The following is a 23732-nucleotide window of genomic DNA, read 5'->3' on the forward strand; positions in this document are numbered from 1 at the left end:
AAAGATTTATAGCACAGTACTTAATTTAAATATTGTATCGTGAATAATTCAGGATAAATTTATATATTTAACATATGTTACGGAAAAAGATATTTAAAAGGGTTATACTACAGTAGCAATAGAGATTTGGATTTAACCATAAAGGAGGACTATATGGATAAGTTTTTAAAGAATATAAATCATGAAGAAGTTTTAAAATTAGCTGATTTGGTTGAAGCAAGTGAAGGTCAGGTAGTTTCAAAGACATTGGCACAGAATAAATATGTAAGTATTACAGTTTTTGCATTTTCAAAGGGTGAGGAGATATCCACTCACGAATCTGACGGTGATGCTTTGGTGACAGTGCTTGAAGGTAGCGGAAAGTTTATAGTGGACGGTAAGGAATATATACTTAATACAGGTGAAAGCCTTGTGATGCCGGCAAGAAAACCGCATTCAGTTCATGCGGTAGAGAGTTTTAAGATGCAGCTTACAGTGGTTTTTCCGCTTGAGAGGTAAAAGGAGAGAAAGATGAGTGCAATTTTAGGACCAATACATCATTGGCTTTTTAGAAAGATTAAAATACAAAACGATTTGACAAATGCTATTATAGACGTAGCAAAGGATAAGGAGCTTAATGTGGCCCCTCTTGCAGATATAGATGAGAAATTTTCTTCACTTCCTGAGGGGGACCTTGGAAATATTATAGACCCGACCAATATCCACGGTTGGTTACAGGATAAGATAGCTATAGTTGAGAGAAGATTGGCATATGTTACAAAGACTCTTACAGACAACAATCCTGATGCGATAGGAATTATATGTGAGTGTGCAAGGATATTCGGTGTGGAAAATGCGGTAGAGCCTAATGCGACTCCGGCAGACGGATTTGAATACTATGAGAATACTTTTGTCAGCGGAATGCCTTGTGACGGTGTAAATATGGTTGTCAATGAAGACAGCGATGAGATTACATGGCAGGAGACTGTGGATATTCATAAGCAGTACTGGGATGAAGTAGGTGTGGATGTGGCATTGTTTTATGAGATAAGAAATGCCATGATTGAAGGAGTCTTTGCAGGCAGTGATTTGTCATACTATAACCTCGGCAACGGCTCATATAAGTTGGTTAAGGAGTGATATGTACGGAATAGATATTTTAGTTGAAGAACATAAGAATATAATAGAGTTTTGTAAAAGCATGAAGTCTATGTGCTGTTCTATAATAGAGGGAGAAGATGTAGATGTAAATCTTGTAAAGGCATGTGTAGCATTCGGTAAGAACTATGCAGACCACCTTCACCACGGCAAGGAGGAGAAGATTCTCTTTAAGGTAATGCTTGAAAAGCTCGGCCCTGTAGCGGATAAGCTTATAAGAAACGGTATGCTTGTAGAGCATGACCTTGGAAGACTTCATATGAATGAGCTTTTAGAGGCGATAGACAGATATGAGAAGGATCCTTCCACACTCAATAAGCTTGATATAATCACAAATGCCTCAGGATATGCCACACTTTTAAACAGGCATATCGGAAAAGAAGACGAGGTGGTTTATACATTTGCGCAGAGAGCTCTCTCGGATGAGGACAAGGAAAGAGTGAATGCAGAAACAAAGGAGTTTGACGAAGCTCCTGAGAATAAGGCCGACGTAGAAAAATACTTGGATTGGCTGAAAAACTTTAAGGAAAAGTATCCTGCAAGATAGACTCCTGTTTAAAAATACATAGAAAAACCGGCAATATTATGGTACACTCCGTGTGAAAGGATTTTCATACGGAGTGTTTTTTGGATACTTGTACAGTCCATTACAGCACAGTTTAGTATATGAGGTGAGCATATGCAGGATTTAAAAAATTGGAAGCCGCCGGTACTGCCTGAGGAAATTGAGCAAGCTGATGTGCCGGGAAGTAAGGTTGTAATAACCGAGTATCATATTGACAGAGCGGGAAGGATTTTTCCTTATTTACTTGAGGAGATTGAAAAAGTTAAGAGCAAAAATGACAACGGAAAGGTAGTTGTATCCGTGTCAGGATGTTCAGGTGTGGGAAAATCGGGAATATCGGCAGTTCTGTCCTATTATTTAAATGATATCGGGATAGGAAGCTATATATTGGGAGGAGATAATTATCCGCGAAGAATCCCTGAGTACAATGATGCGGAACGTTTACACCTGTTTAGAGAAGGCGGATTAAAAGGACTGGTAAAGGACGGTGAGTATACAAAAGAGCGTTTTGACATAGTTCATAAGCTGCAGGAAGACGGAAATGATGCAGACCCTGAAAATATAAAAAAATATCCATGGTATGAATCATATATAAACGGCGGACGTAATGCGCTGAAGGAGTACCTCGGTACAGCAAATGAGCTTGCATTTAATGAAGTTGAAGATGTTGTCAAGCAATTTAAATCAGGTGCCGACAAAATCTGGTTAAAGAGAATGGGAAGAAGCGACACACAGATATGGTATGATGATGTGAATTTCAAGGACATCGGAGTTCTTTTGATTGAATGGACACATGGAAACAGTGATTACTTTGAAGGTGTAGATATACCGATACTTTTACACAGTACCCCACAGGAAACTTTGAAATACAGACTTTTAAGGAATCGAGACTGCGGAATAGACAGCCCGTTTACGGCAATGGTACTTAATATAGAACAGGGAACACTAATAGAACAGGCACATAAGGCAAAGATAATTATTCTTCCGAACGGCGACAGACTAAGCTACGAAGAATATTGTAAATATATAGGAATGTAGGTGAAGAGCATGAAAAGAAATGATAACGGCCCTATGCTTAATGCATACCCTGACAGCCTTGGCGGAAGCTTAAGTGATATTGTAAATTTCCTCGGTAAAAAAGAATTAAAGGATGTTTTCTCTTCATTTTACATTCTTCCGAGTCTGTTTAATACAGATTTAGACAGAGGATTTTCGGTTATTGACTACTCTTTGAATGAACTTTATGCAAAAAGAGAGGATTTGGAAAAACTTGAAGAACTTGGAATAGATTTAAAACTTGATTTTATTTTAAATCATGCTTCGGTACTTTCCGAGCAGTTTCAAGATATAATAAAAAACGGCGAAAAGTCAAAGTATAGAGATTTCTTTATAGACTGGAACAAGTTTTGGGAAGGCTGCGGTGAAATGACTGAGGAAGGCTATATACAGCCAAGGGCCGATCTTATAAAGGATATGTTCTTTAGAAAACCGGGACTTCCGATACTTATGGTTCGCTTCCCTGACGGAAAGGAAGTTCCTTATTGGAATACTTTTTATCAGGAAGTAAGGTATCCGACTTTGGATGCTGTAGATATCAGAAATATTACAGGTGTACAGTATAGCATAGCAGACGGATTGGTAAATTTATTAAATAAAGGTCTTTGTGAGGGCAAATCTCCTGCAAATATTTTAAACGAGTCAAATATCTACGCAGATAAGCTAAGCGATGATAAAAAGAAAGAGCTTTGTGAAAGATTGGAGTCTGAGAGAAAGTATCTCGGACAGATGGATCTTAATATCAAGTCGCCTCTTGTTTGGGAGTTTTATGACAATACTTTAAAGACTTTGGCAAATTACGGGGCCAAGATTGTAAGGCTTGACGCATTTGCCTATGCTCCAAAGGGAGTCGGCGAGAAAAACTTTTTAAATGAGCCTGCCACCTGGGATGTGCTTACAAAGGTGAGAGAGTTGGCTGATAAGTACAATGTGAGATTACTGCCTGAGATCCATGCAAGCTATGAAGAAAAAATCTATGAGAAGATAGCAAATAAAGGCTATATGACTTATGATTTCTTCCTTCCGGGACTTATAATAGATGCATTTGAACAGCAATCAGGCGAAGTCTTAAAAAAATGGGCCGATGAACTTGTGGAAAAGAAAATACAGGTAGTAAATATGCTGGGTTGCCACGACGGAATACCTTTGCTTGATCTTAAGGGACTTATAAGTGAAGAAAGGATTCAATCTGTTATAGATACTGTAGTAAAGCGAGGCGGATATGTAAAGGATTTACACGGTCAAAAGAATGTATACTATCAGGTGAATGCAACTTATTACAGTGCACTTGGAGATGATGATAAGAGAATGCTCCTTGCCAGAGCTATCCAAATCTTTATGCCGGGCAAGCCTCAGGTTTGGTATCTGGATTTATTTGCAGGAAAGAACGACCATGAAGCGGTAAAGAGGGCAGGAGCCGGAGGCCATAAGGAAATCAACCGTACAAATCTGACTGCTAAAGAGATGGAAGACGGTCTACAAAGAGAAATAGTAAAAAAGCAGCTTGAGTTATTAAGACTTCGTTCCACATTTGCGGTATTTTCAAATGAAAGTGAGTTTACTATGAAATGTGATGAAAGTAAAATATTTATGGAGTGGAAGAATAATGAGGAAAGAGCGGTACTAAAAGCCGACCTTGCCGACTGTGCTTTTGAGATATTTGTCGAAAAGAACGGTGAGAAAGTTTATCAATATAAATAAGATTTAGTAAAAAAGAGTAAAACCGACGGTGAAGGTTTTACTCTTTTTATAATTATATGTTATTGTTCTTTCACCAATGTAGCCATCTTTTTTACAAGTAATAAAAATTCCAACTTACTTGTATCATTTTTGATATCGGGAATTGAATCAAGTAATGACACAACGCTGTCATAACTTGAGCTACCCTTAAACTCCGAATCACGAAGCAACATGCCGGTCTCTGCTACTGCAGCGGCGAACTTCATATTATCTGACATCTCGGTTTTGATGGATTCAGTTGTAACAGGGTAGTTCAGCTCCTTACTTGTTTCGGAATCAGGCTCCTTATATCTTACTGCAATATTTAAAAGATCATTTGAATCATTGGCGACACCGGTTTGATATTTAAGGTCTGAACCTATTTCCATAGGTGAATCATTGTCAACTATTTCATATAATACGGTTACTCTATGTCCTGAGCCTATTTCACCGCCATCTTTGGTATCATCCTTAAAGTCCTCATCATCCATGATACGATTTTCGTAGCCTATCAGTCTGTATCCCTTTATAAATTTAGGGTTGAATTCCAACTGGAACTTTACATCCTTTGCTACAGTAAAGAAGTTTGCACCAAGCTCTTCTGAAAGTACTTTCTTTGCTTCAAATCTTGAATCGATATATGAATAATTTCCGTTTCCGTTGTCAGCAAGTGCTTCCATCTTGTTGTCCTTTATATTCTCAGTACCGAATCCCAGAACGGAAAGAAAGACACCGCTTTCTTTTTCTTTCTTTATAAGCCTTGTAAGTTCGCCTTCACTTGTGATTCCGACATTTAAATCACCGTCGGTAGCAAGTATAACTCTGTTATTTCCGTCTGCTTTAAAGTATTTTCCGGCAATTTCATAAGCTGTCTTTATACCTTCAGATCCTGCAGTACTTCCGCCTGCTTCCAAATCCTCTATAGCAGCCATTATTTCTTTTGAGTCGGAACCCTTTGCACCTTCAAGCACAACCTGATCGCTTCCTGCATATGTAACTATGGAAACTGTATCATTTTCTTTTAACTGCTCACAAAGAAGTAAGAATGCATTTTTAACAAGAGGTAATTTGTCGGGTTCTTCCATAGATCCTGATACATCTATAAGGAATACAAGGTTTGAAGGTTTCTTTTCAAGTTCATCCATGCTTTTAGCCTGCATTCCGACCATCATCAGCTTGGTGTCGGGATTCCATGGACATGCGGAAATCTCAGTAGTTACAGAGAAAGGCTCACCATCATTTGGCTGCGGATAGTCATAGTGGAAATAATTGAGCATTTCCTCAATTCTTACCGCATCAGCCGGCGGTAATTCTCCGGAATTTATGAAACGCCTGATATTTGCATAAGACGCCGTATCCACATCAGCTGCAAATGTGGAAAGTGGTGAAGTATCTACAGCTTTGAAGTTACTTTCATCAACAGCATTGTATTCCTCTGTATTATAATTTGCATCATAACTTACATAAGGAGTGGCATATTCAGCCACCTTTCCGGTATCATAAATTGCACCTTCGGTTTTAGGTTGTGGGCCTGAACATCCTACAAGTAAGGCAGGGGTGCTGAGGGCAAATATCAACATACCTGTACTTACCTTACAAAAACTTGATCTATTTTTCATATACTCATCCTCCTAATAAAATAATCAAGTGTAAAGCTTATAATAATAGTAACATTAAATACAATATAATAAATGTAGAAGAGCGTAAGTATTTATTAAAAATTTGGACATAATTTATTCATTAATCTGTGCTTCGCTTGATTTTCTGTAATGTCTTGGAGAAAGACCGTAGGTTTTTTTAAAGGCGTCCTTAAAGTAGTTGCTGTCATTGAATCCGCAGCTGATTGCTATATCTGTTACAGTAAGTTTTGTGGTGGCAAGCTTGGTGGCGGCCTGTTTTAATCGTATATAGTTTAGATATTCTTTAAATCTCATTCCTGTGGTATTTTTAAATTTTTTACTGAAGTAGGTATAACTTAGACCTGCCATATCTGCAATATCATTCAGAGTTAAAGGTTTATCATAATTGTCCGTGATATACTTTGCCAAGGTCAGCATATGCTCGTCAGTGGTATTTATAATAGCCGGTGTAGAGCGATTAAAAGAGCAGAGTCTGATACAGTAAAGAAATAATTCTTTTAATAAAAGTCTGAGAGTTTTTGAGCTGTGTTCATCATCAAGTTTATCCTCAGAGAGCATACTTTGAAGATGTTCATTTATTTTAGCTTGATAGGCTGTAGGAACATGGAATACCTCTTTACTTGAAAAATAGTTTTTAAAAGTGTCATTGTTCATATAAATATTGTCGACAAGGTCGCTGTATTTAAAGTAAATATTTATCCTCACACATGGTGTATCTGAAGTATACTTGGTATAATGCATTTCTCTTGGTGGAACAAGCAAAAAATCTCCGGCATTCATCTCAAGCATTTGATTTTCTATAAAGAATGTGCATTGTGAAGTTTTGCAATAATACAGTTCATAATACATATGAAAGTGATTGTCAGGCATATTAAATTTATAGCTGTTATTTCTGGTAGCGATGTTCACATAAATTCTGTCAATATCGGAATTAGATACTCTCATATAGCCTCCTCAAATTAGTATTCAAAAACATTATAACACAGTACTTAAACTTAAAATAACAAAAAAACAGTACTTTGCTTTGTTTTGCACTATTTTTAGTTGGTTTTTAAGCTTAAATTATTGTATAAATTAGTTAAATGAAAGGCAAAAGTATGAGTGAAAGTATCAAATGTAGCAGGGATGAAGCATTTAGAGAGAGAAGTTTAAATGGTGATATGCTTGCATTGGTTATTTATACAGGTATGCCACCGGCGATATATCAGGGACTTAGTCAGTTGTTCAAAATATTTGACACAATAATGGCGGCGCATATAAATGCCGAATCGGTGTCTGCGGTTGCATATTTGTCACAGCTTATAGCTTTATTGTCTGCCATATCCGGAGGTCTTTCAGTAAGTGCAGGAATAAAAATTTCAAGCGCGTTTGGAGAGGGCGACTATGATATGGTCAAAAAAAGAGTAAGTACTGTTTATATGACAGCTGCAGTATTTGCGGTTTTGATGTTGGCTGTATTCATTCCGCTGACAAAACCGTTTTTAAAACTGGCGGCAACACCTGATATACTTATAAAAGCAGGTGTATCATATTTCAGTATTGAAATTTTTACCATGGCTGTCAGTTTTATAAATAATATTTATATTGCAGTGGAGAGGTCAAGGGGGAATACATCAAGAATACTGTGGATGAATATGCTTGTACTGGTGTCAAAGCTTATACTTACAGCAATATTTGTATACATATTCAACGGCGGATTGCATATGATTGCAATTGCCACCTTATTGTCTCAGAGTATATTGCTTATATTTGCAATATACAACAGTCTTGGAAAAGAAAGTATTTTCTCATTTGATTTAAAGTTTGTAAGCTTTAGAAAAAATGTGGTAAATGATATGTATCTACTTTCAATTCCTGTTGTGGCGGAAAAGATATTCTTTTCTTTGGGAAAGACCCTTATAAACAGCATGAGTACCGTATACGGAGCTTTGATGGTTGGAGCATTGGGAGTATCAAATACTCTTGGAGGAATTACAACATCACCGCAAAACGGATTTCAAGACGGCAGCAGTGCAATAATAAGCCAGAACTTCGGTGCAGGCAAATATAGGAGAGTGTTAAGCGCATTTTATAATACTGCAATTGTAAATACCGTAATGGGATTTATAATATGCACGGCAACTTTACTGGGACTGGATTTCTTGAGTAATATTTTTGCAGGAGGAGATATTCATTTTGCAAAAATGATCAAAGAAGTTTACAGATACGAAGCCGTAGGCTCGTTATTCATGGGAGTCAATGCGGCAGTGATGTCATTACTTTACGGTTTGGGAAAGACAAGGATAACAATGATTCTTAATATATCAAGAGTCTTCGTATTCAGAATACCGGTACTTTACTTTCTTCAAAATTTTACAAATTTAAAAGATGCAAGTATAGGTATAGTAATGATGGTAAGCAATGTTTCTATAACAGTGATGTCTGTGACAGTGATTTGCTTTGTTATAAGAAATTATAAAAATAAATATTTATAATAAAAAAAGAGGAGAATTATGATGAAAAAGTTAAGTTTGGCAATGGCTGTTTTATTGGCAGGTTCATTAACAGCATGTACCGGAAATGCAGGTAAGGATGTTTCAAAGGAAGCACAAACCGGAGAAACTACAACAGCAAAGAGTGAAGACGGATCTTCAGGTCCTGTTACAATCACATTTAACTGGTGGGGTGGAGATTCCAGACATGAGGCAACAAAAAAGGCTGTAGATGCTTTCATGGCAAAGAATCCGGATATCAAGGTTGAAGTAAACTTCGGTGCATGGACAGATTGGGAGACAGCAAGAGCCTTGGAGTTCCAGTCAGGTACTGCAGCGGATCTTTCACAGATAAATATGGACTGGATCAGCAACTATGATGCAAACGGTGATACATTCCTTGATTTAAATACTGTATCCGATATTATCGACCTTACCCAGTATGACAGCGCACTTCTTGACAGATCAAAAGACTCAAAGGGTGGTCTTGCAGGTATACCTATAGCCGAGACAGGAAGAATCTTCTATTGGGATAAGACAACCTTTGACGAGGCGGGAATTGATACACCGAAGTCACTTGCAGATCTTAGAGCGGCAGGTGCCACATTTAAAGAGAAACTTGGAGATGACTATTATCCTTTAGCAATGGATTATTATGACAGAGCAATTTTTATGACATACTATCTTCAGGCTAAATATAAGGAAGCAATCTTCAGTGATGAAGGAAAGTTCAACTTCACACAAGATCAGATAAAGGACGGTATAGAGTTTATACAGTCACTTGAGGCGGATCATGTTATTCCTTCAATAAAGACTGTAGACGGTGACGGTGCCGCAAGCTTTGATGTAAACGAGAAGTTTATCAGCGGAAAATATGCAGGTATTTTAGAGTGGGACAGCTCGGCAAGCAAGTTTAAAAAGGCATTGGGAGATGCGAGAGAACTTGTTGTAGGTGAAGAGTTTAAGGATCTTGCAGACGGAAGCAATACAGGTGTATTCACAAAGATATCAATGCTTTATGCAATATCTGCAAAATCACAGCATCCGAAGGAAGCTGCAAAGTTGCTTAACTTCCTTGTAAACGATCCTGAAGGTGTAGAGATAATCGGTACAGAAAGAGGAATACCGGCTTCAAAGGCGGCTCTTGAGCAGCTTACAAAGGCAGATAAAATAAATCCTATGACAGGCGAAGCACATAAGAAGGTGCTTGAAGCGACAGAGTTCAGTATGAGTCCTAAGTTTGACGATTCATTCCTTAAGGGTTCAAGCGGACTTTATAAAGAAGTATTCGGCGGCGTAAGCTATGGAGATTACAGTGCCGAGGACGGAGCAAAGACGCTCTTTGACGGATTTATCAAAGTAAGCAACTAAGTTTACAAAATAAATATTTTAATCTGACAAAGGGGGCCGTAGTTTTACAGCTCCCTTTTATAAGGAGAATAGTTTTGAAAAATAAGACATTTAAAAAAGTTTTGAAAAATAATATAGGTTTTCTTTTTATATTACCGTGGCTTATAGGATTCTGCGTTTTTAAGCTCTATCCTTTCGCATCATCACTTTATTTCAGCTTTACGGATTTTCACCTGTTTAAGGGAATATCAAAGTATACTGTAGAAAATTATGTAGATGTATTTGCAAATAAAAACGAGCTTAAGGCTTTGATTGTGACTTTTAAATATGCATTTATAACGGTACCGCTAAAGCTTGTGGCTGCATTGTTTATCGCATATATATTAAACTTTAAGATAATTTAAGATAAAGGGTGTAAACATTTTCAGAACCGCATACTATATCCCTTCAATTCTTGGAGGTTCTGTAGCTATTTCAGTACTTTGGAAAGCACTTTTTAAAGATGAAGGACTTATTCAGACAGCATTTGCAATGGTTGGACTTCATGCACCAAGCTTTTTCTCTGATCCGAACTGGGCATTGTTTTCAATCTCACTGCTTAGAATGTGGCAGTTCGGTTCGGCAATGGTAATATTCCTGGCAGCTTTAAAGGGAGTTCCGGCAGAGCTTTATGAGGCGGCATCAATTGACGGTGCAGGAAAGTGGAAACAGTTTTTCTCCGTTACGGTACCGCTTATCACACCTGTAATATTTTATAATCTGATAACTCAGCTTGTACAGGCATTTCAGGAGTTTAACGGACCTTATATCATTACACAGGGTGGTCCCAGAGGTTCAACTACTTTAATGTCACTTTTGATATACAACAATGCATTTAAAAACTATCAGATGGGTAAGGCAAGTGCACAGGCCTGGGTGTTATTTGTTATTTTACTTGTTTTGACAGCGATAGCATTTTATTCACAAAAACGTTGGGTTTACTATGCGGATGAGGAGAGATAAAAATGAGCCTGAATACAAAAAGAACTATACAAATTGTGATAAGGTATACTGTTTTGATAGCGGTAGGATTATTTATGATATATCCGCTTTTATGGATGGTCGGAGCTACATTTAAGCCGAATAATGAGATATTTTCAGGGCTGAATATTTTTCCTAAGAAAGCTACATTTGAGGGATATATAAATGCAATGAAGAACTATGGCGGTGATATAAATATATGGAAGGCAATGTTAAATACCTATTCATATGTTATACCTGCTGTAATATTTACAATAGTTTCATCCACTTTGACAGCATATGGCTTCGGAAGGTTTAAATTCTTCGGAAGAAGTGTATTATTTGCAATACTGATGTCTACACTCTTTTTGCCACAGGTGGTTTTGAATGTACCCCAGTATATTATGTACAATATTTTCGGCTGGGTAGGCTCAAAGCTTTATCTGCCTCTTATTGTTCCTTCAATGTTTGCTACCGAGACGTATTTTGTATTCATGCTTATTCAGTTTTTAAGAAATATACCCAAGGAACTTGAAGAAGCGGCAAAGATTGACGGATGTAATGAAATACAGACTTTGATAAAGGTAATAGTGCCTATGTTAAAGCCGGCACTGGTTTCATGTGCACTTTTTAAATTTATGTGGGCAAGTAATGATTTCCTTGGACCGCTTTTGTATGTAAACAATCCTGCAAAATATCCGGCAACAATATTTGTAAAACTTGCTATGGACTCGGATGCGGGATTTGCATGGAACAGAATTCTTTCAACATCACTTATTTCCATTTTGCCTTCAATAATCATATTCTTTATAGCACAGAATCAGTTTGTAGAGGGTATATCGGCAGGTGGAGTAAAGGGCTGATATGGTAAAAAAAGAAAAATATATATTACTTGATAAATATATTGATTTTTTATTGAAAAACTCGGATGCCTCTTCACCAATGTGGAATATAGAACAGATTAGAAGCGGGCGTAAAAACAAATGGAATTATATTGACGCCTGTATGATAAGCGCATATCTTGAACTTTACGAAATAAAGAAAGATAAAAAGTATCTGAACTTTTGCGATGATTTTGTATCTGCATTTGTAAATGAGGATGGAAGTATAAATACCTATGATATAGAGGAGTATAATATCGACAATATAAGACCGGGCAAGAATCTTTTTAAGCTTTTTGAACTTACATGTAAAAAAAAGTATAGAAAAGCTTTGGATACGGTGTACTCTCAGCTAAAGTCAATGCCAAGGACATTGGAAGGAAATTTCTGGCATAAGAAAATTTATCCCTATCAGGTATGGCTTGACGGACTTTATATGGCACAGCCCTTTTATATGGAGTATGAGACCAAATATAACAGGATGAGATTTTGTATTGACAGCTTTTCACAGTTTGAAAATGTGGAAAGAATAATGAAAGATACAAAAACCAGACTGTATTATCATGGCTATGACGAGTCAAGGCAGTCGCTTTGGTGTGATAAGAAAACGGGATTAAGCAAAAATTTTTGGTTGAGGTCAATAGGATGGTTTATCTTAAGCCTTGTGGATACGGCACTTGCCATTGATGAGTCATTATATTATGAATTCAGAAGATTAAAGGAGATGCTTTATAATCTTGCAAACGATTTGCTTAAGTTTCAGGATGATAGCGGTATGTTCTATCAGCTGGTAGACAGGAAAGGTGATAAAGACAATTATCTTGAGACATCAGGGAGTGCGCTTATTTCATATGCTTTTTTGAAGGCCGTTAGAAATAAACTTTTACCGAAAAGATTTGAAGATATCGGAAAGAAGATATTTGACGGTATTTTGGACAGGTATCTATGTGTTGAGGGAGAAGAGCTCTCACTTGGAGGAATTTGCCTTGTAGCCGGACTTGGAGGCAAGGAAAACAGGGACGGAAGTGCAGAGTATTATTACTCGGAACCGGTTGTAAAAAATGAAGCCAAAGGTGTGGCACCGCTTCTTATGGCATATACGGAAATAATAAGGTTGGGTATGGCATATGATTGACTTTGAAATTGTAAAGGTGTTTAAAAGGAGTATAACAATTGAAGTAAATTGTGATACTCCTTATGAAAATAAAAAAATATATGATGTTTTTATAAACGGTGAAAAGAAAATCTCAACAAATAAAAATGTTATATCAATTTTTAATCTTCTTCCCGACAGCGATTATAATATATATCACTTGTGAGAATAAGAATTCTGATACAAAGAGTTTTCATACCGGATATGAATTTGTACTTCTTAATGTAAAAGATTTCGGTGCAGAAGGTGACGGAGTAAAGACTGATTCGGTATATATACAGGCTGCAATAAATGCCTGTCCTAAGAACGGTACCGTTTTTATTCCTAAGGGAAAATATTTATGTACTCCGGTATTTTTAAAGAGTAATATAGATCTGTGGATAGATAAGGATGCCATACTTATCGGTGAAAAGGACAGAAAAAGGTATCCGATTCTGCCGGGTATGACACAGTCAAGTGATGAGAATGACGAGTACAATATAGGATCATGGGAAGGTAATCCGCTGGACTGCTTTGCCGCACTAATTACAGGAATAAGTGTGGAGAATGTACTTATATTCGGTGAGGGTATACTGGACGGTAATGCAAGTATGATTGACTGGTGGAAGGATGCAAAGAAGAAAAATATAGCATGGCGACCTAATACGGTATTTTTACATAATTGTAAGAACATAGCAATGCAAGGGCTTTGTATAATGAATTCACCTGCATGGACATTGCATCCGTATTACAGTGAAAATCTTTTGTTTTTAAACAATACAATTATGAACCCTGACAATTCACCAAATACTGACGGACTTGATCCTGAAAGTTGCGAGAATGTCCTTATACTTGGTGCGGATATTTCTGTGGGAGACGATTGTGTTGCAATAAAGAGCGGAAAATACTATATGGCACTGAAGCATTATAAGCCTGCAAAGAATATAGTTATCAGAAACTCAATATTCAGAAAAGGTCACGGAAGTGTGACTATCGGTTCCGAGGTTGCGGCAGGAGTATATGATGTAAGCGTGGAAAAATGTATATTTGAAGGTACGGACAGAGGACTTAGAATAAAGACCAGAAGAGGCAGAGGAGAGAAGTCCGTACTTGATAATATTTGTTTTGAGAATATTCTTATGAAAGATGTATGCATGCCTTTTACCGCAAATATGTTCTATTTCTGTGATCCTGACGGACATTCCGATTATGTACAAAATCAGGATAAGATGGAAGTCAATGAAAAGACTCCGAAAATCGGGAAAATAGCGGCAAGAGATATCAGATGTGAGAATGTAAAAAATATATTTGCATGTTTATATGGACTACCTGAGATGCCTATTGAGGAAATTGCACTTGAAAATATTACCTTAAACTTTGATAGGGATGAGAATATAAAGCCGGTTGTTCCGATAATGATGGACAATTTCCCTACAATGTGTAAAAGAGGAATATTTGCAAAAAACATTAAGAAACTTATATTAAAGAATATAGAAATTACAGGCAGTAAAGATGACAATCCTTTTATGGAAAATATTGAGGATTGTGAATGTATAGGGGTGAGTTTTAATTGATAATAGAAGACAATAAAATAATAATCAAAGTCGGAAAAAGAGACGGTGATTACAGCAGTTTAAGAGAGTGTATGCACTCTCTTAATTTGATAGATACAGTTAACAAGAAGATAGAGATAATACTTACAGATGAAAAATACTTTGAGCAGGTGATTATTACAAAACCTGATATCTTATTGAGAGCAAAAGAGGGGATAAGTCCTACAATAAGCTTTTACTATGGAATAGGCTATAAATATAAAAGCATAGGAGAGTCGGGCTATTTTGAGGAAAATAAAGGAGAAGAAAAGCATTTTACAAAAAGATGGGGAGCAACTGTTATAGTTGAAAAATCTGCATATAATTTCAGAGCCGAGAATATAAACTTTGAAAACTCTTTTAATCTGTATATGACGGAGAGTGAAATAAAAGACGGCATTGAGAAAATCAGCAGTGAAGAATACGGACAGAGCAAATGTGAAACAAATGAAGAGAGATTATCCCTTGAAATTAAAGTTGGAGAGTATCATAATAAAGAGAGAGCGGCGGCTTTGGTCTGTGAAGCTGATAATTCCGTATTTGTAAACTGTAATTTCAAATCAAGTCAGGACACATTATATGCAGGACACGGCAGGCAAAGATTTGTCGGTTGTAATATTTTCGGGAATGTGGACTATATTTTCGGTGAAGAAGATGCGAGAGCCGATTTTATAAAATGTAATCTTATATGGCTCGGATATACTGGAAAAGAGGCATCTCCCGGAATAATATGTGCTCCGAAGGGAGTATTTTTGTTTTATAAATGTAGGATTGAGAAGAATAAGGATGAAAAATTTAAAAGTCTTCCGGGATATCTGGCAAGACCTTGGAGAGCAAGCGGTGCCGTATTGTTTTATAAATGTGATATAGAAAAAGATTCGGTATGTAAAGATGGATTTACAGAAATGAATAAAGTTACCCCTGAGGAAGTGGCTTTTTTTGAGCATGAAAATATTTGCGAAGGGCATACTTTTGTTACAGAAAGAGGAAAGTCTTTATTTTAGTGAGTTTATGGAGGTGAAAATTTGAAATTCGGAGTAAGAGTACATGACTTTGGAAGAGACGATGCGAAAATCCTTGCAAAAAAGGTAAGAGAGTTAGGATTTGAATCAATACATTTGGCTGTAAAAAAGGCCTTGCCGGGTATAAGCGGAAATATTGATATAAAGGAAAAAGATATTGAATATATAAAAGATGCATTTAAGGGAATTGAACTGAGTGTACTTGGAAGCTATATTGATTTTACAACAGATGATGATGAAATATGGCAAAATCATAAAACTGAGTTCATTGCCGCGATGAAAATAAGCAAGCCGCTGTCTGCGCTGTATGTAGGAAGTGAAAGTTCATATGGAAACATAAGTATGGAAGATAAGATAAGACTTTTTCCAAAACTTATAAAAAGACTTGATGATATACTTAATGAAGCACAAAAGTATGATGCAACTGTGGCTATGGAACCTGTAGCGGCACATACACTCTATTGCAGTGAGTGGACAGGGAAAATGATTGATAAGCTTGGAAGTGAGAGGCTGAAAATTATATTTGATCCTTTAAATGTTCTTACAAGAGAGCGTGTAGACTCACAGGAATCATTGTGGAGAGAATGTATAGATGCCTTCGGTAAGGAGACTGAGATTATTCATCTGAAGGATGGAGTTTTTCCGGATAAAGGCAGGCATATACCATGTAAACTTGGAGACGGAGTAATGAGATATGAGATTATTGCAAAATGGCTTAAGAAAGAAAAGCCTGATATATCTATAATAAGAGAAGAAGCAAGATATGAATATGCTAAAGAAGATTTGGTGTTTATGAAAAGATTATTTATATAAAAAGCCAATAATGCTGCCACTGATATGTTGAATTTCACAAAACTGTACGATTTCCTAAGTTTCTGAAATATCTGTCAAGGTTATAATATTTCGGGCAACTACGACTTTAGTATTTGAATTATATGAAACAGAATCTTTTTATGAATTCAAAGAAAAAATAACAATAATATCGGATTTATAGATAAGATACTAAAGTTTATGTATGAATATTTTTAAAGAGGTGTTAATATGAGACATAAAGATATAAGAAGAGAATGTGAAGAATTATGGGCAAAAAATAAATATTATGTACTAAGCAAATCTCATAAAGCATATCTGGAGATAAGGGCGTATTTGAGAGAAAAAGAACCGGATGTTTTATGGGTAAATAAAAAAATACAGGAAGCAAGAGATATGAAGGAGAGTAAAAAAGATTTTAGTAATGCCGTTCTTCATATATGGGGATATTTCAAAAAAGAAACAAGCATAATGGAAAAGCAGACATTATTTGATATATTAAATGAATATATGGAGGGAAAAAATAACAGTGAAGTTGTAATTGAATACCTTAATACTTTACTGAAGAAATACCCTAATGAATATTTAGAAAAATCAACCTTGTTAACAGGAGAACAAGATGAGACTATGGCATGAAGAACTTATCCACTTATTACCCAAAAATCAGCTTCTTGGACAACATAGGGAATGTTGTGCTTTGAGGGGTAACGGATGGAAAAAGAAACATAAAACTGTGGACTATGTGTTTTCATATTCCACATATCATCTATTCATGTATCATTTATTAGTTATGGAGGAGATGGAGAAAAGAGGATATAATGTTTCTGTAGAATGGAAAGATAAAAATTATAGAGGAAAAGCAGCAGAAAAGTATGATAATCTTGAAGAGGAAATTATAGACAGCCCGATTTACAAAGAGCATAATATTGAATATCTGGCTGAATGCATAGAAAACTTAGAAAAGAAAGGTATACATTTAAAAGTATAGTTTCTTAGAGAGGATGGCAAGAATTGAAATATTATGAAAACATAAAACTTAAAAATAATATGGTTTGTATTATAAGGAATGCAACAATTACCGATGCCAAGGGAGTGCTTGAGAATACTAAGAATGTCCGTGAGGAAACAGACTTCCTTCTTTCTTATCCGGATGAAATAAACTTTAGTATTGAGGAAAAAGAGGAATTTTTGGAAAATAAAGAAAACAGCCCTTGTGAGATACAAATTTGTGCGCTTGTTGATGATAGAATTGTCGGTTTAGCAGGAATTTCTGCGGTTGGATCAAAAGATAAGGTAAAACATCGTGCAGAGTTCGGGATAAGTATTGAAAAAGCATATTATGGGAAAGGTATAGGTACTGCATTAACAAAGGCATGTATTGAATGTGCAAAAACTGCCGGCTATAGGCAATTGGAACTTGAGGTGGTTGCTGAAAATAAAAATGCTATTGCACTTTATAAAAAATTCGGATTCACGGAAACCGGTCGTAATCCGAGAGGATTTTGTTCTCGTTATACCGGATGGCAGGAACTTATATCTATGTTATTGGTGTTGGATTAAATAACTATAAAAAGAGGATGTCGCATGCGACATCCTCAAATTTATTATCTGCTCTGTGTCCAAACACCGCTTCCGTCTACATAGTAGCGGTTGTTGTCAACCCACTGGCTTGTAAGCATCTTACCGAGATTGCTTCCGTCCTCTTTGCTGAGCCAGTACCACTTGCCTGAATATGGGCTCTTTAACCAACCGGTCATCATATAACCTCTGTTATCGAAATAGTACCAGTTGCCGTTAATCTGCTGCCAGTTGTTTATAGTGTAGCTTCTGTCGGCATTTATATACCACCAGCCTACATTATCCTTTAACCAAGCACCTGTGCTGTTTGAGCTTGCACCGTTAGGACCTGCGTTACCGCCGTTATTGTTGTTACTCTGTCCGCCGAGATTTGATAAGATATCGTCATCTACATCAAACTCATCAGACTCTGTCCAATTACCCTTAGTACCGTTGCTTGCAACTGCACGAATCTTTACAGTGTAGCTTCCCTTGCCGTTCTCACGGATTTTGCTGCGGAAATCATAGCTTGTTCCTGATGTTGTTATATTATCTTTGATTGAATTGTTACGATAAAGCTTTACTTCATACTTGCTTGCATAGTCGGCCTTGTCCCAAGATATGATAGGGCTGTCATCGTCACCCCAGTTGATATCGCTTACTTCAAGTGCGCCGTTGTCACCTGCGCTTGTCTTTGGAAGTGTAACTGTTACGGACATGCTTGTTCCGCTTGCAGAAATCTTTGATATTGTAGCGCCCTTACCTGTTTTATCATTAAGACTGATATTACCGTTTGGTGTACCCTTGAAAGTATAGTCCTCATCAGACTTTAATTTAAGTGTAACCTTCGGCTTCTTGCCGTAGTCCGTATTTGTAATAGCTGAAACCTTTATATCATTGACACCTGTGCTGTCACTGTCAACATCAATATTTCCGGCATTCATATTAGGTGCCAAATCATAATCTATATTGATTTTGACATTCTGTACTACTGTTCTTGTGTTCTTCGCAAATGCCATACTTGACATTCCAAGAATCATTGATGTTGTCAAAACAACTGACGCCATCTTCTTTAAACTTCCTTGAATCATACAATCCTCCATTCTGCAGGCTCTCCTGCAAGATAAATGTTTTAATGTTATGATTATATTCTAAAGCATTTTTTGTAGAAAATATAGTCCTTTAGACTTAAGTTTATCTTACTTAATTGTAACTAAAATTGAATATCTTCAGAAAATGTAGAATAAATTTTGAAGATTTACAGAATATTATTAACAAAGTCAATTTATTGCAATTATTTGTATTCACATGAATAATTAAATTTATAAAATATTCCGGTATGTACTTGATTTCCCGGATGAAATAAGGTATATATAAAAATATAGTTAGTTTAACCTAATTATATAAATAAAATAACCTAATTCATTAGGAGGGGTAATATGTTTAAAAGAAATTTAAGTATACTTATTGCAGCCGCAGGAATGGCTTTATCACTTTGTGCATGTTCGGGAGGAAAAACCGCTAAAACAGATAAGAAGAACGTAGTCGTTACAACTTCGTTTTTACAGGATATGGTGGAAGAGCTTGCAGGTGACACTGTTAATGTAGAGCTTATAATACCTGCCGGAGAGGATCCGCATCTATATGTTGCAAAGCCTGAAGACTATACAAAACTTAGTTCTTCAGATCTTACTCTTTATCACGGACTTCATTTTGAAGGGAAAATGGTGGAAGCACTTGAAGCTAAAGGTGAGGCTGTAAGCAGAGATTTTCCGAAAGATCGCATAGGAACAATGGATGAAGACGGTCAGGTTATTACAGATCCTCATTTCTGGTTTGATATAGGACTTTATAAAATGGCGGTTGAAGCTGCAGGTGAGTCACTTGAAAATTTAAATCCGGAATATAAGGATCAGTATGAAGAGAATAAGACAAAGTACTTGGAGGAACTTACAAAGCTTGATGAGTATGTAAAGGAGAATATTTCTTCAATACCTAAGGAGAGCAGATATTTGATCACGCCTCATGATGCATTCAATTATTTCTCAAGAGCATATGATATAGAAGTAAAAGCACCTCAAGGTGTAAGCACCGAATCGGAGGTGGCAAATCAGGATATACAGGAAACTATAGATTTTATAGTGGAACATAAAATAAAAGCTATATTTGCGGAATCTACAACCGATCCTGCCCGTATGGAAAAGTTAAGAGAAGGTGCGGCTGCAAAGGGAGCGGATGTAAAGATTGTAAGCGGTGAAGGAAATGAGCTGTTCTCGGATTCATTGGCACCGAAGGGAGAAGACGGCGATACATATATTGATATGTATAAGCATAATGTAAAACTGATTACCGATAATTTAAAATAGTACCTTTGAGGTTTGATATGGAAAAAGTATTGATACATTTGGAAGACTTTACAATGGCATATACAGATATTCCTGTGATATGGGATATGGATCTTGATATCTATGAGGGGAGTATTACCGCAATAATAGGGCCTAACGGAGCCGGAAAATCCACTTTGATGAAGGGAATACTGGGGCTTATGAAGCCTATTTCAGGTAAAGTAAGTATTATGGGTAAGTCTTACAAGGAGGTATATAAGCAGATTGCTTATATACCTCAGACCACTACTGTAAATTGGAATTTTCCTACTACAGTAATTGATGTGGTGACAATGGGAAGATATGCAGGGCTTGGTTTATTTAAAAGAGTAAATGCTTCTGAAAAAGAAAAAGCTTTGCAAGCATTGAAAAAAATGAAAATGGAAGATTTTGCATCCAGGCAGATTTCGGAACTTTCAGGGGGACAAAAACAAAGGGTATTCATAGCAAGGGCGATTGCTCAGAATGCCCTTATTTACTTTATGGATGAACCGCTTGCAGGAGTTGATAAGAAAACCGAGAATATAATTATAGAAACAATGAGGGAGTTTAAAAAAGAGGGGAAGACCATTATAGCGGTACACCATGATTTAAACACCCTATGCGAATATTTCGATCATGTGGTTATGGTGAATAAACAGCTTATAGCAAGCGGAAGAACCGAGGAAACCTTTGTAAAAGAAAATATAGACGCGACATATGGGGAGTAGGCTATGAATATAAGTATTATTACACAATATTCGTTTATTGTGGTTGCGATAGGAACAATGCTGCTTGCCATGGCAACAGGTATAGTCGGAACGATAAGTATTTTAAAGGGGCAAAGTCTGATAGGTGATGCTGTAGGGCATGCATCACTTCCCGGCATAATTTTGGCATTTATGATATCCGGAAGAAAAAGTGCGGTTATTTTAATGCTAGGTGCAATAGTGGCAGGTATAGTTGCTTTTATGCTGATTCAGATTATTTCAGAAGGTTCCAAGATAGAAGCGGATACTGCAATGGCGGTAATTTTATCCGCAATGTTCGGTATGGGTATGGTATTAAAAAGTTATATACAGGGCAATTCGAAATATCAGGGCGCTTCGCAGTCGGGGCTTGCAAGCTATATATTCGGACAGGCGGCATATATACTGAGAGAGGATGTTTATATAATACTTGCAGTATCGATTATATCTCTTGCCCTGTTTATACTGTTTTACAAAGAGATAAAGGTATATGTCTTTGATATGGTTTATGCGTATACAATAGGGATAAATTCAAGACTTACATCTCTTCTTATAATGATAATAACAATGATTTTGATTGCGGCAGGTCTAAAGGCGGTGGGTGCCATTCTTATAAGCAGTATGCTTATAACTCCTGCCGTTACAGGTTTGCAATGGAGTAATAGCTATGAGAAAGTCTTGGTGATTGCGGCGGTAACGGGAGCCGTATCTGCATTTTTCGGTACTTTTATAAGCAGTGCGGTTAAGGGATTTTCTACAGGGCCAAGCATAATACTTATTATGTCTGTTATTGCACTCTTTTCTGTATTGTTTGCACCGAGAGGTATTGTGAGAATGCTTTTAAATATTAGGAAGATGAGGGCCGGGAAATGATCGAATCTTTGTATATTCTTATAATAACCTCACTTGCCTGTGCCGTTTTGGGAGTGTTTTTAGTATTAAGAAGACTTTCAATGGTTTCCGATGCGATCTCGCATTCCGTACTTCTTGGAATAGTTATAGGATATTTTGTCACTAAAGATATAGGGAGTGTTTTATTAATAATAGGAGCAAGTCTTTTCGGTGTATTGACGACTGTTTGTATAGAGTTGCTGATAAAAAGTAAAAGAGTGACGGAAGATGCTTCTGTAGGTATAATTTTCCAACTGTTTTTTTCGATAGCTGTTATACTTATTACAAGATATGCAAGAAATGTGCATTTGGATACCGAGGTGGTTTTGATTGGAGAAATTATACTTGCTCCGCTTCATAGAATAAATTTCATTGGTATCAGTCTTCCCAAGGCTTTGGTGCAGATGAGTATTGTGCTTTTGATAAATGCAGCATTTATAGCGGTATTTTATAGAAAACTTAAAATAAGTTCATTTGATCCGGTATATGCGGGAGTGGCAGGTATTGCAGGTACAGGCCTTTATTATGTTTTTATGGCATTGGTTTCATTTACCGCAGTTTCGGCATTTGAATCTGTAGGTGCAATACTTGCAATTGCTTTCTTTATTTCACCGGCTGCAAGTGCATATCTGATATCAAAGGATTTGAAAATAACTATATTTTTGGCAGCTGTATATGCTGTAGTTAATTCTTGCATTGGATATTTTCTTGCTGTAAAATTTAATGTATCCATGTCGGGAATGTGTGCCGTGGTTTCGGGCTTAACATTTATGATAACCATTGCAGTATATCCCGGCGGAATTATCACTAAGATGATAAGATATATTAAAAACAAAAATCGTTTCAGTAGAGAACTTTTGATTTTACACATAGATAATCATACAGGAAAGAAAAATGCTCTCGGTGAACTGGGATACAGTACAATAAGAGAGCATATTGCCTGGTCCGACAGAAAGCTCAAATATGTTTTGGACAAGCTGATAAAAAAGGGATATGTTTATCGTGCAAAAGAAAGAGGTGTATATTCTCTGACTGAAACAGGTAAAAAATTAAGTGATGATATAAGAAAACATTACGGACTTAGAGTAAGGGAAAATGATATGGCTAAGATAGACACCGGCAGAGATGATTATATATCAGCAATTTATGAGCTTATTGAAAAAAAGGAAATCGCAACAAATAAAAAGATTGCAGAGATTTTGGGGGTAAAAGCTGCATCTGTAAGTGAGATGTTGAAAAAACTGACAGAAGAGGGTGAAGTATATACTGAGAACAAGTCGATTCTTTTGACGGAGAGCGGTAAAATAAGAGCAAGAACATTGCTTACAAAGCATAGATTGTGGGAGTTGTTTTTAGTGGAATATCTGGGGTATTCATGGCAGGATGTTCACGAGGATGCAAAGGCTTTGGAATATGTCACTTCAAACGGACTAAAGGACAGATTAAATGAATTTTTGAAAAAGCCTATGCACTGTCCGCATGGAAATGAAATATACGAAAATCATCCTGAGACTGATAAAGTAAAAAAACTTTCGGAGGTATCAAAGGGGAGTTCATGTCGCCTTCATAAAGTTGATGATGACAGAGATTTGATTGAGTATCTGGAAGAAAAAAAGATTGCTATAGGTGATGAATTTGTAGTAAAGGATATTGATGATTTTGACAGTTCTATACTTGTAAGCTCTGCAACTGAGGATAAGCATATTGCGGGGAAAGCGGCTGTAAGGATGATGGTCGAAATTGTTTGATATCGCTAACAGGTTGTATAAAAACGGAGCTGCAGCTTTTGCCGCAACTC

22 protein-coding genes and 1 pseudogene are annotated in these 23732 nt (G+C 36.6%); 20 read left to right on the top strand and 3 right to left on the bottom strand.

Annotation, left to right across the window (positions count from 1 at the left end):
- Window positions 1-153 precede the first annotated feature (153 nt).
- The 5 genes from ACO6FI_RS05340 (at window position 154) to ACO6FI_RS05360 (ending at window position 4459) form a co-directional block, all read left to right on the top strand.
- Complete coding sequence (locus tag ACO6FI_RS05340; RefSeq protein ID WP_485456445.1) at window positions 154-498, top strand: cupin domain-containing protein; 345 nt, start codon at window positions 154-156, stop codon at window positions 496-498.
- A 12-nt stretch (window positions 499-510) separates the two neighbouring features.
- Window positions 511-1119, top strand: a complete 609-nt coding sequence (locus tag ACO6FI_RS05345; protein ID WP_485456446.1) for a hypothetical protein — start codon at window positions 511-513, stop codon at window positions 1117-1119.
- Window position 1120: 1 nt separating this feature from the next.
- The gene (locus tag ACO6FI_RS05350; RefSeq protein ID WP_485456447.1) at window positions 1121-1684 is read left to right on the top strand and encodes a hemerythrin domain-containing protein; all 564 of its coding nucleotides are present in this window, start codon (window positions 1121-1123) and stop codon (window positions 1682-1684) included.
- Between the two features lie 132 nt (window positions 1685-1816).
- On the top strand, window positions 1817-2740 hold the full coding sequence (locus ACO6FI_RS05355) for an adenylylsulfate kinase (protein ID WP_485456448.1): 924 nt from the start codon (window positions 1817-1819) through the stop codon (window positions 2738-2740).
- A gap of 9 nt (window positions 2741-2749) precedes the next feature.
- The gene (locus ACO6FI_RS05360; RefSeq protein ID WP_485456449.1) at window positions 2750-4459 is read left to right on the top strand and encodes an alpha-amylase family glycosyl hydrolase; all 1710 of its coding nucleotides are present in this window, start codon (window positions 2750-2752) and stop codon (window positions 4457-4459) included.
- Between the two features lie 59 nt (window positions 4460-4518).
- Here the strand turns inward: ACO6FI_RS05360 and ACO6FI_RS05365 are convergent, their stop codons facing one another.
- Both ACO6FI_RS05365 and ACO6FI_RS05370 read right to left on the bottom strand, forming a co-directional pair.
- The gene (locus ACO6FI_RS05365; RefSeq protein WP_485456450.1) at window positions 4519-6096 is read right to left on the bottom strand and encodes a vWA domain-containing protein; all 1578 of its coding nucleotides are present in this window, start codon (window positions 6094-6096) and stop codon (window positions 4519-4521) included.
- 114 nt (window positions 6097-6210) lie between these two features.
- Window positions 6211-7062, bottom strand: a complete 852-nt coding sequence (locus ACO6FI_RS05370) for an AraC family transcriptional regulator (protein WP_485456451.1) — start codon at window positions 7060-7062, stop codon at window positions 6211-6213.
- A 152-nt stretch (window positions 7063-7214) separates the two neighbouring features.
- Here ACO6FI_RS05370 and ACO6FI_RS05375 point away from each other — a divergent pair, with 152 nt between their 5' ends.
- From ACO6FI_RS05375 to ACO6FI_RS05425, 11 genes and pseudogenes are all read left to right on the top strand, one after another.
- Window positions 7215-8591 (top strand): MATE family efflux transporter, encoded by a 1377-nt coding sequence (locus ACO6FI_RS05375; protein WP_485456452.1) that lies wholly within the window; start codon window positions 7215-7217, stop codon window positions 8589-8591.
- A gap of 18 nt (window positions 8592-8609) precedes the next feature.
- Window positions 8610-9959 carry an ABC transporter substrate-binding protein gene (locus ACO6FI_RS05380; RefSeq protein WP_485456453.1) on the top strand — a complete coding sequence of 450 codons (1350 nt, stop codon included), beginning with the start codon at window positions 8610-8612 and terminating at the stop codon, window positions 9957-9959.
- 74 nt (window positions 9960-10033) lie between these two features.
- A pseudogene (locus ACO6FI_RS05385) lies at window positions 10034-10940 on the top strand (carbohydrate ABC transporter permease).
- A 2-nt stretch (window positions 10941-10942) separates the two neighbouring features.
- The gene (locus tag ACO6FI_RS05390; protein WP_485456454.1) at window positions 10943-11800 is read left to right on the top strand and encodes a carbohydrate ABC transporter permease; all 858 of its coding nucleotides are present in this window, start codon (window positions 10943-10945) and stop codon (window positions 11798-11800) included.
- Window position 11801: 1 nt separating this feature from the next.
- Window positions 11802-12953: a glycoside hydrolase family 88/105 protein gene (locus ACO6FI_RS05395; RefSeq protein ID WP_485456455.1), complete on the top strand. Its 1152-nt coding sequence runs from the start codon at window positions 11802-11804 to the stop codon at window positions 12951-12953.
- Between the two features lie 125 nt (window positions 12954-13078).
- Window positions 13079-14524, top strand: coding sequence for a glycoside hydrolase family 28 protein (locus tag ACO6FI_RS05400; protein WP_485456456.1), 1446 nt, complete (start codon window positions 13079-13081; stop codon window positions 14522-14524).
- Window positions 14521-15546 carry a pectinesterase family protein gene (locus ACO6FI_RS05405; protein ID WP_485456457.1) on the top strand — a complete coding sequence of 342 codons (1026 nt, stop codon included), beginning with the start codon at window positions 14521-14523 and terminating at the stop codon, window positions 15544-15546. The genes ACO6FI_RS05400 and ACO6FI_RS05405 overlap by 4 nt, the downstream gene beginning before the upstream one ends.
- Window positions 15547-15567: 21 nt before the next feature.
- Complete coding sequence (locus ACO6FI_RS05410; protein WP_485456458.1) at window positions 15568-16377, top strand: sugar phosphate isomerase/epimerase family protein; 810 nt, start codon at window positions 15568-15570, stop codon at window positions 16375-16377.
- A gap of 228 nt (window positions 16378-16605) precedes the next feature.
- Entirely contained in the window at window positions 16606-17010 is a 405-nt protein-coding gene (locus ACO6FI_RS05415; RefSeq protein WP_008755262.1) for a YbgA family protein, read from the top strand.
- Window positions 16994-17362 (top strand): TIGR02328 family protein, encoded by a 369-nt coding sequence (locus ACO6FI_RS05420; RefSeq protein WP_485456459.1) that lies wholly within the window; start codon window positions 16994-16996, stop codon window positions 17360-17362. Before ACO6FI_RS05415 ends, ACO6FI_RS05420 begins: the two co-directional genes overlap by 17 nt.
- A gap of 23 nt (window positions 17363-17385) precedes the next feature.
- Window positions 17386-17934: a GNAT family N-acetyltransferase gene (locus ACO6FI_RS05425; RefSeq protein WP_485456460.1), complete on the top strand. Its 549-nt coding sequence runs from the start codon at window positions 17386-17388 to the stop codon at window positions 17932-17934.
- Between the two features lie 44 nt (window positions 17935-17978).
- Here the strand turns inward: ACO6FI_RS05425 and ACO6FI_RS05430 are convergent, their stop codons facing one another.
- Window positions 17979-19022 carry a cell wall-binding protein gene (locus tag ACO6FI_RS05430; protein WP_485456461.1) on the bottom strand — a complete coding sequence of 348 codons (1044 nt, stop codon included), beginning with the start codon at window positions 19020-19022 and terminating at the stop codon, window positions 17979-17981.
- Between the two features lie 348 nt (window positions 19023-19370).
- Here ACO6FI_RS05430 and ACO6FI_RS05435 point away from each other — a divergent pair, with 348 nt between their 5' ends.
- The 4 genes from ACO6FI_RS05435 to ACO6FI_RS05450 are packed head-to-tail and all read left to right on the top strand — an operon-like array spanning window position 19371 to window position 23682.
- Window positions 19371-20297 carry a metal ABC transporter solute-binding protein, Zn/Mn family gene (locus ACO6FI_RS05435; RefSeq protein ID WP_485456462.1) on the top strand — a complete coding sequence of 309 codons (927 nt, stop codon included), beginning with the start codon at window positions 19371-19373 and terminating at the stop codon, window positions 20295-20297.
- Between the two features lie 17 nt (window positions 20298-20314).
- Entirely contained in the window at window positions 20315-21025 is a 711-nt protein-coding gene (locus ACO6FI_RS05440) for a metal ABC transporter ATP-binding protein (protein WP_485456463.1), read from the top strand.
- Between the two features lie 3 nt (window positions 21026-21028).
- Window positions 21029-21916 (top strand): metal ABC transporter permease, encoded by an 888-nt coding sequence (locus ACO6FI_RS05445; RefSeq protein WP_485456464.1) that lies wholly within the window; start codon window positions 21029-21031, stop codon window positions 21914-21916.
- Window positions 21913-23682 carry a metal ABC transporter permease gene (locus ACO6FI_RS05450; protein WP_485456465.1) on the top strand — a complete coding sequence of 590 codons (1770 nt, stop codon included), beginning with the start codon at window positions 21913-21915 and terminating at the stop codon, window positions 23680-23682. Before ACO6FI_RS05445 ends, ACO6FI_RS05450 begins: the two co-directional genes overlap by 4 nt.
- Window positions 23683-23732: the final 50 nt, after the last annotated feature.

This window comes from Lachnoanaerobaculum sp. (assembly GCF_057250505.1).

Excerpts from the sequence above, each read along its gene's own strand:
- ACO6FI_RS05430 (WP_485456461.1), bottom strand. The coding sequence starts at position 19,022 with ATGATTCAAGGAAGTTTAAAGAAGATGGCGTCAGTTGTTTTGACAACA.
- ACO6FI_RS05440 (WP_485456463.1), top strand. The coding sequence starts at position 20,315 with ATGGAAAAAGTATTGATACATTTGGAAGACTTTACAATGGCATATACA.
- ACO6FI_RS05415 (WP_008755262.1), top strand. The coding sequence starts at position 16,606 with ATGAGACATAAAGATATAAGAAGAGAATGTGAAGAATTATGGGCAAAA.
- ACO6FI_RS05365 (WP_485456450.1), bottom strand. The coding sequence starts at position 6,096 with ATGAAAAATAGATCAAGTTTTTGTAAGGTAAGTACAGGTATGTTGATA.
- ACO6FI_RS05400 (WP_485456456.1), top strand. The coding sequence starts at position 13,079 with ATGTTATATCAATTTTTAATCTTCTTCCCGACAGCGATTATAATATAT.
- ACO6FI_RS05380 (WP_485456453.1), top strand. The coding sequence starts at position 8,610 with ATGATGAAAAAGTTAAGTTTGGCAATGGCTGTTTTATTGGCAGGTTCA.
- ACO6FI_RS05345 (WP_485456446.1), top strand. The coding sequence starts at position 511 with ATGAGTGCAATTTTAGGACCAATACATCATTGGCTTTTTAGAAAGATT.
- ACO6FI_RS05340 (WP_485456445.1), top strand. The coding sequence starts at position 154 with ATGGATAAGTTTTTAAAGAATATAAATCATGAAGAAGTTTTAAAATTA.
- ACO6FI_RS05435 (WP_485456462.1), top strand. The coding sequence starts at position 19,371 with ATGTTTAAAAGAAATTTAAGTATACTTATTGCAGCCGCAGGAATGGCT.
- ACO6FI_RS05445 (WP_485456464.1), top strand. The coding sequence starts at position 21,029 with ATGAATATAAGTATTATTACACAATATTCGTTTATTGTGGTTGCGATA.
- ACO6FI_RS05450 (WP_485456465.1), top strand. The coding sequence starts at position 21,913 with ATGATCGAATCTTTGTATATTCTTATAATAACCTCACTTGCCTGTGCC.
- ACO6FI_RS05360 (WP_485456449.1), top strand. The coding sequence starts at position 2,750 with ATGAAAAGAAATGATAACGGCCCTATGCTTAATGCATACCCTGACAGC.
- ACO6FI_RS05390 (WP_485456454.1), top strand. The coding sequence starts at position 10,943 with ATGAGCCTGAATACAAAAAGAACTATACAAATTGTGATAAGGTATACT.
- ACO6FI_RS05375 (WP_485456452.1), top strand. The coding sequence starts at position 7,215 with ATGAGTGAAAGTATCAAATGTAGCAGGGATGAAGCATTTAGAGAGAGA.
- ACO6FI_RS05350 (WP_485456447.1), top strand. The coding sequence starts at position 1,121 with ATGTACGGAATAGATATTTTAGTTGAAGAACATAAGAATATAATAGAG.
- ACO6FI_RS05355 (WP_485456448.1), top strand. The coding sequence starts at position 1,817 with ATGCAGGATTTAAAAAATTGGAAGCCGCCGGTACTGCCTGAGGAAATT.
- ACO6FI_RS05370 (WP_485456451.1), bottom strand. The coding sequence starts at position 7,062 with ATGAGAGTATCTAATTCCGATATTGACAGAATTTATGTGAACATCGCT.
- ACO6FI_RS05395 (WP_485456455.1), top strand. The coding sequence starts at position 11,802 with ATGGTAAAAAAAGAAAAATATATATTACTTGATAAATATATTGATTTT.
- ACO6FI_RS05420 (WP_485456459.1), top strand. The coding sequence starts at position 16,994 with ATGAGACTATGGCATGAAGAACTTATCCACTTATTACCCAAAAATCAG.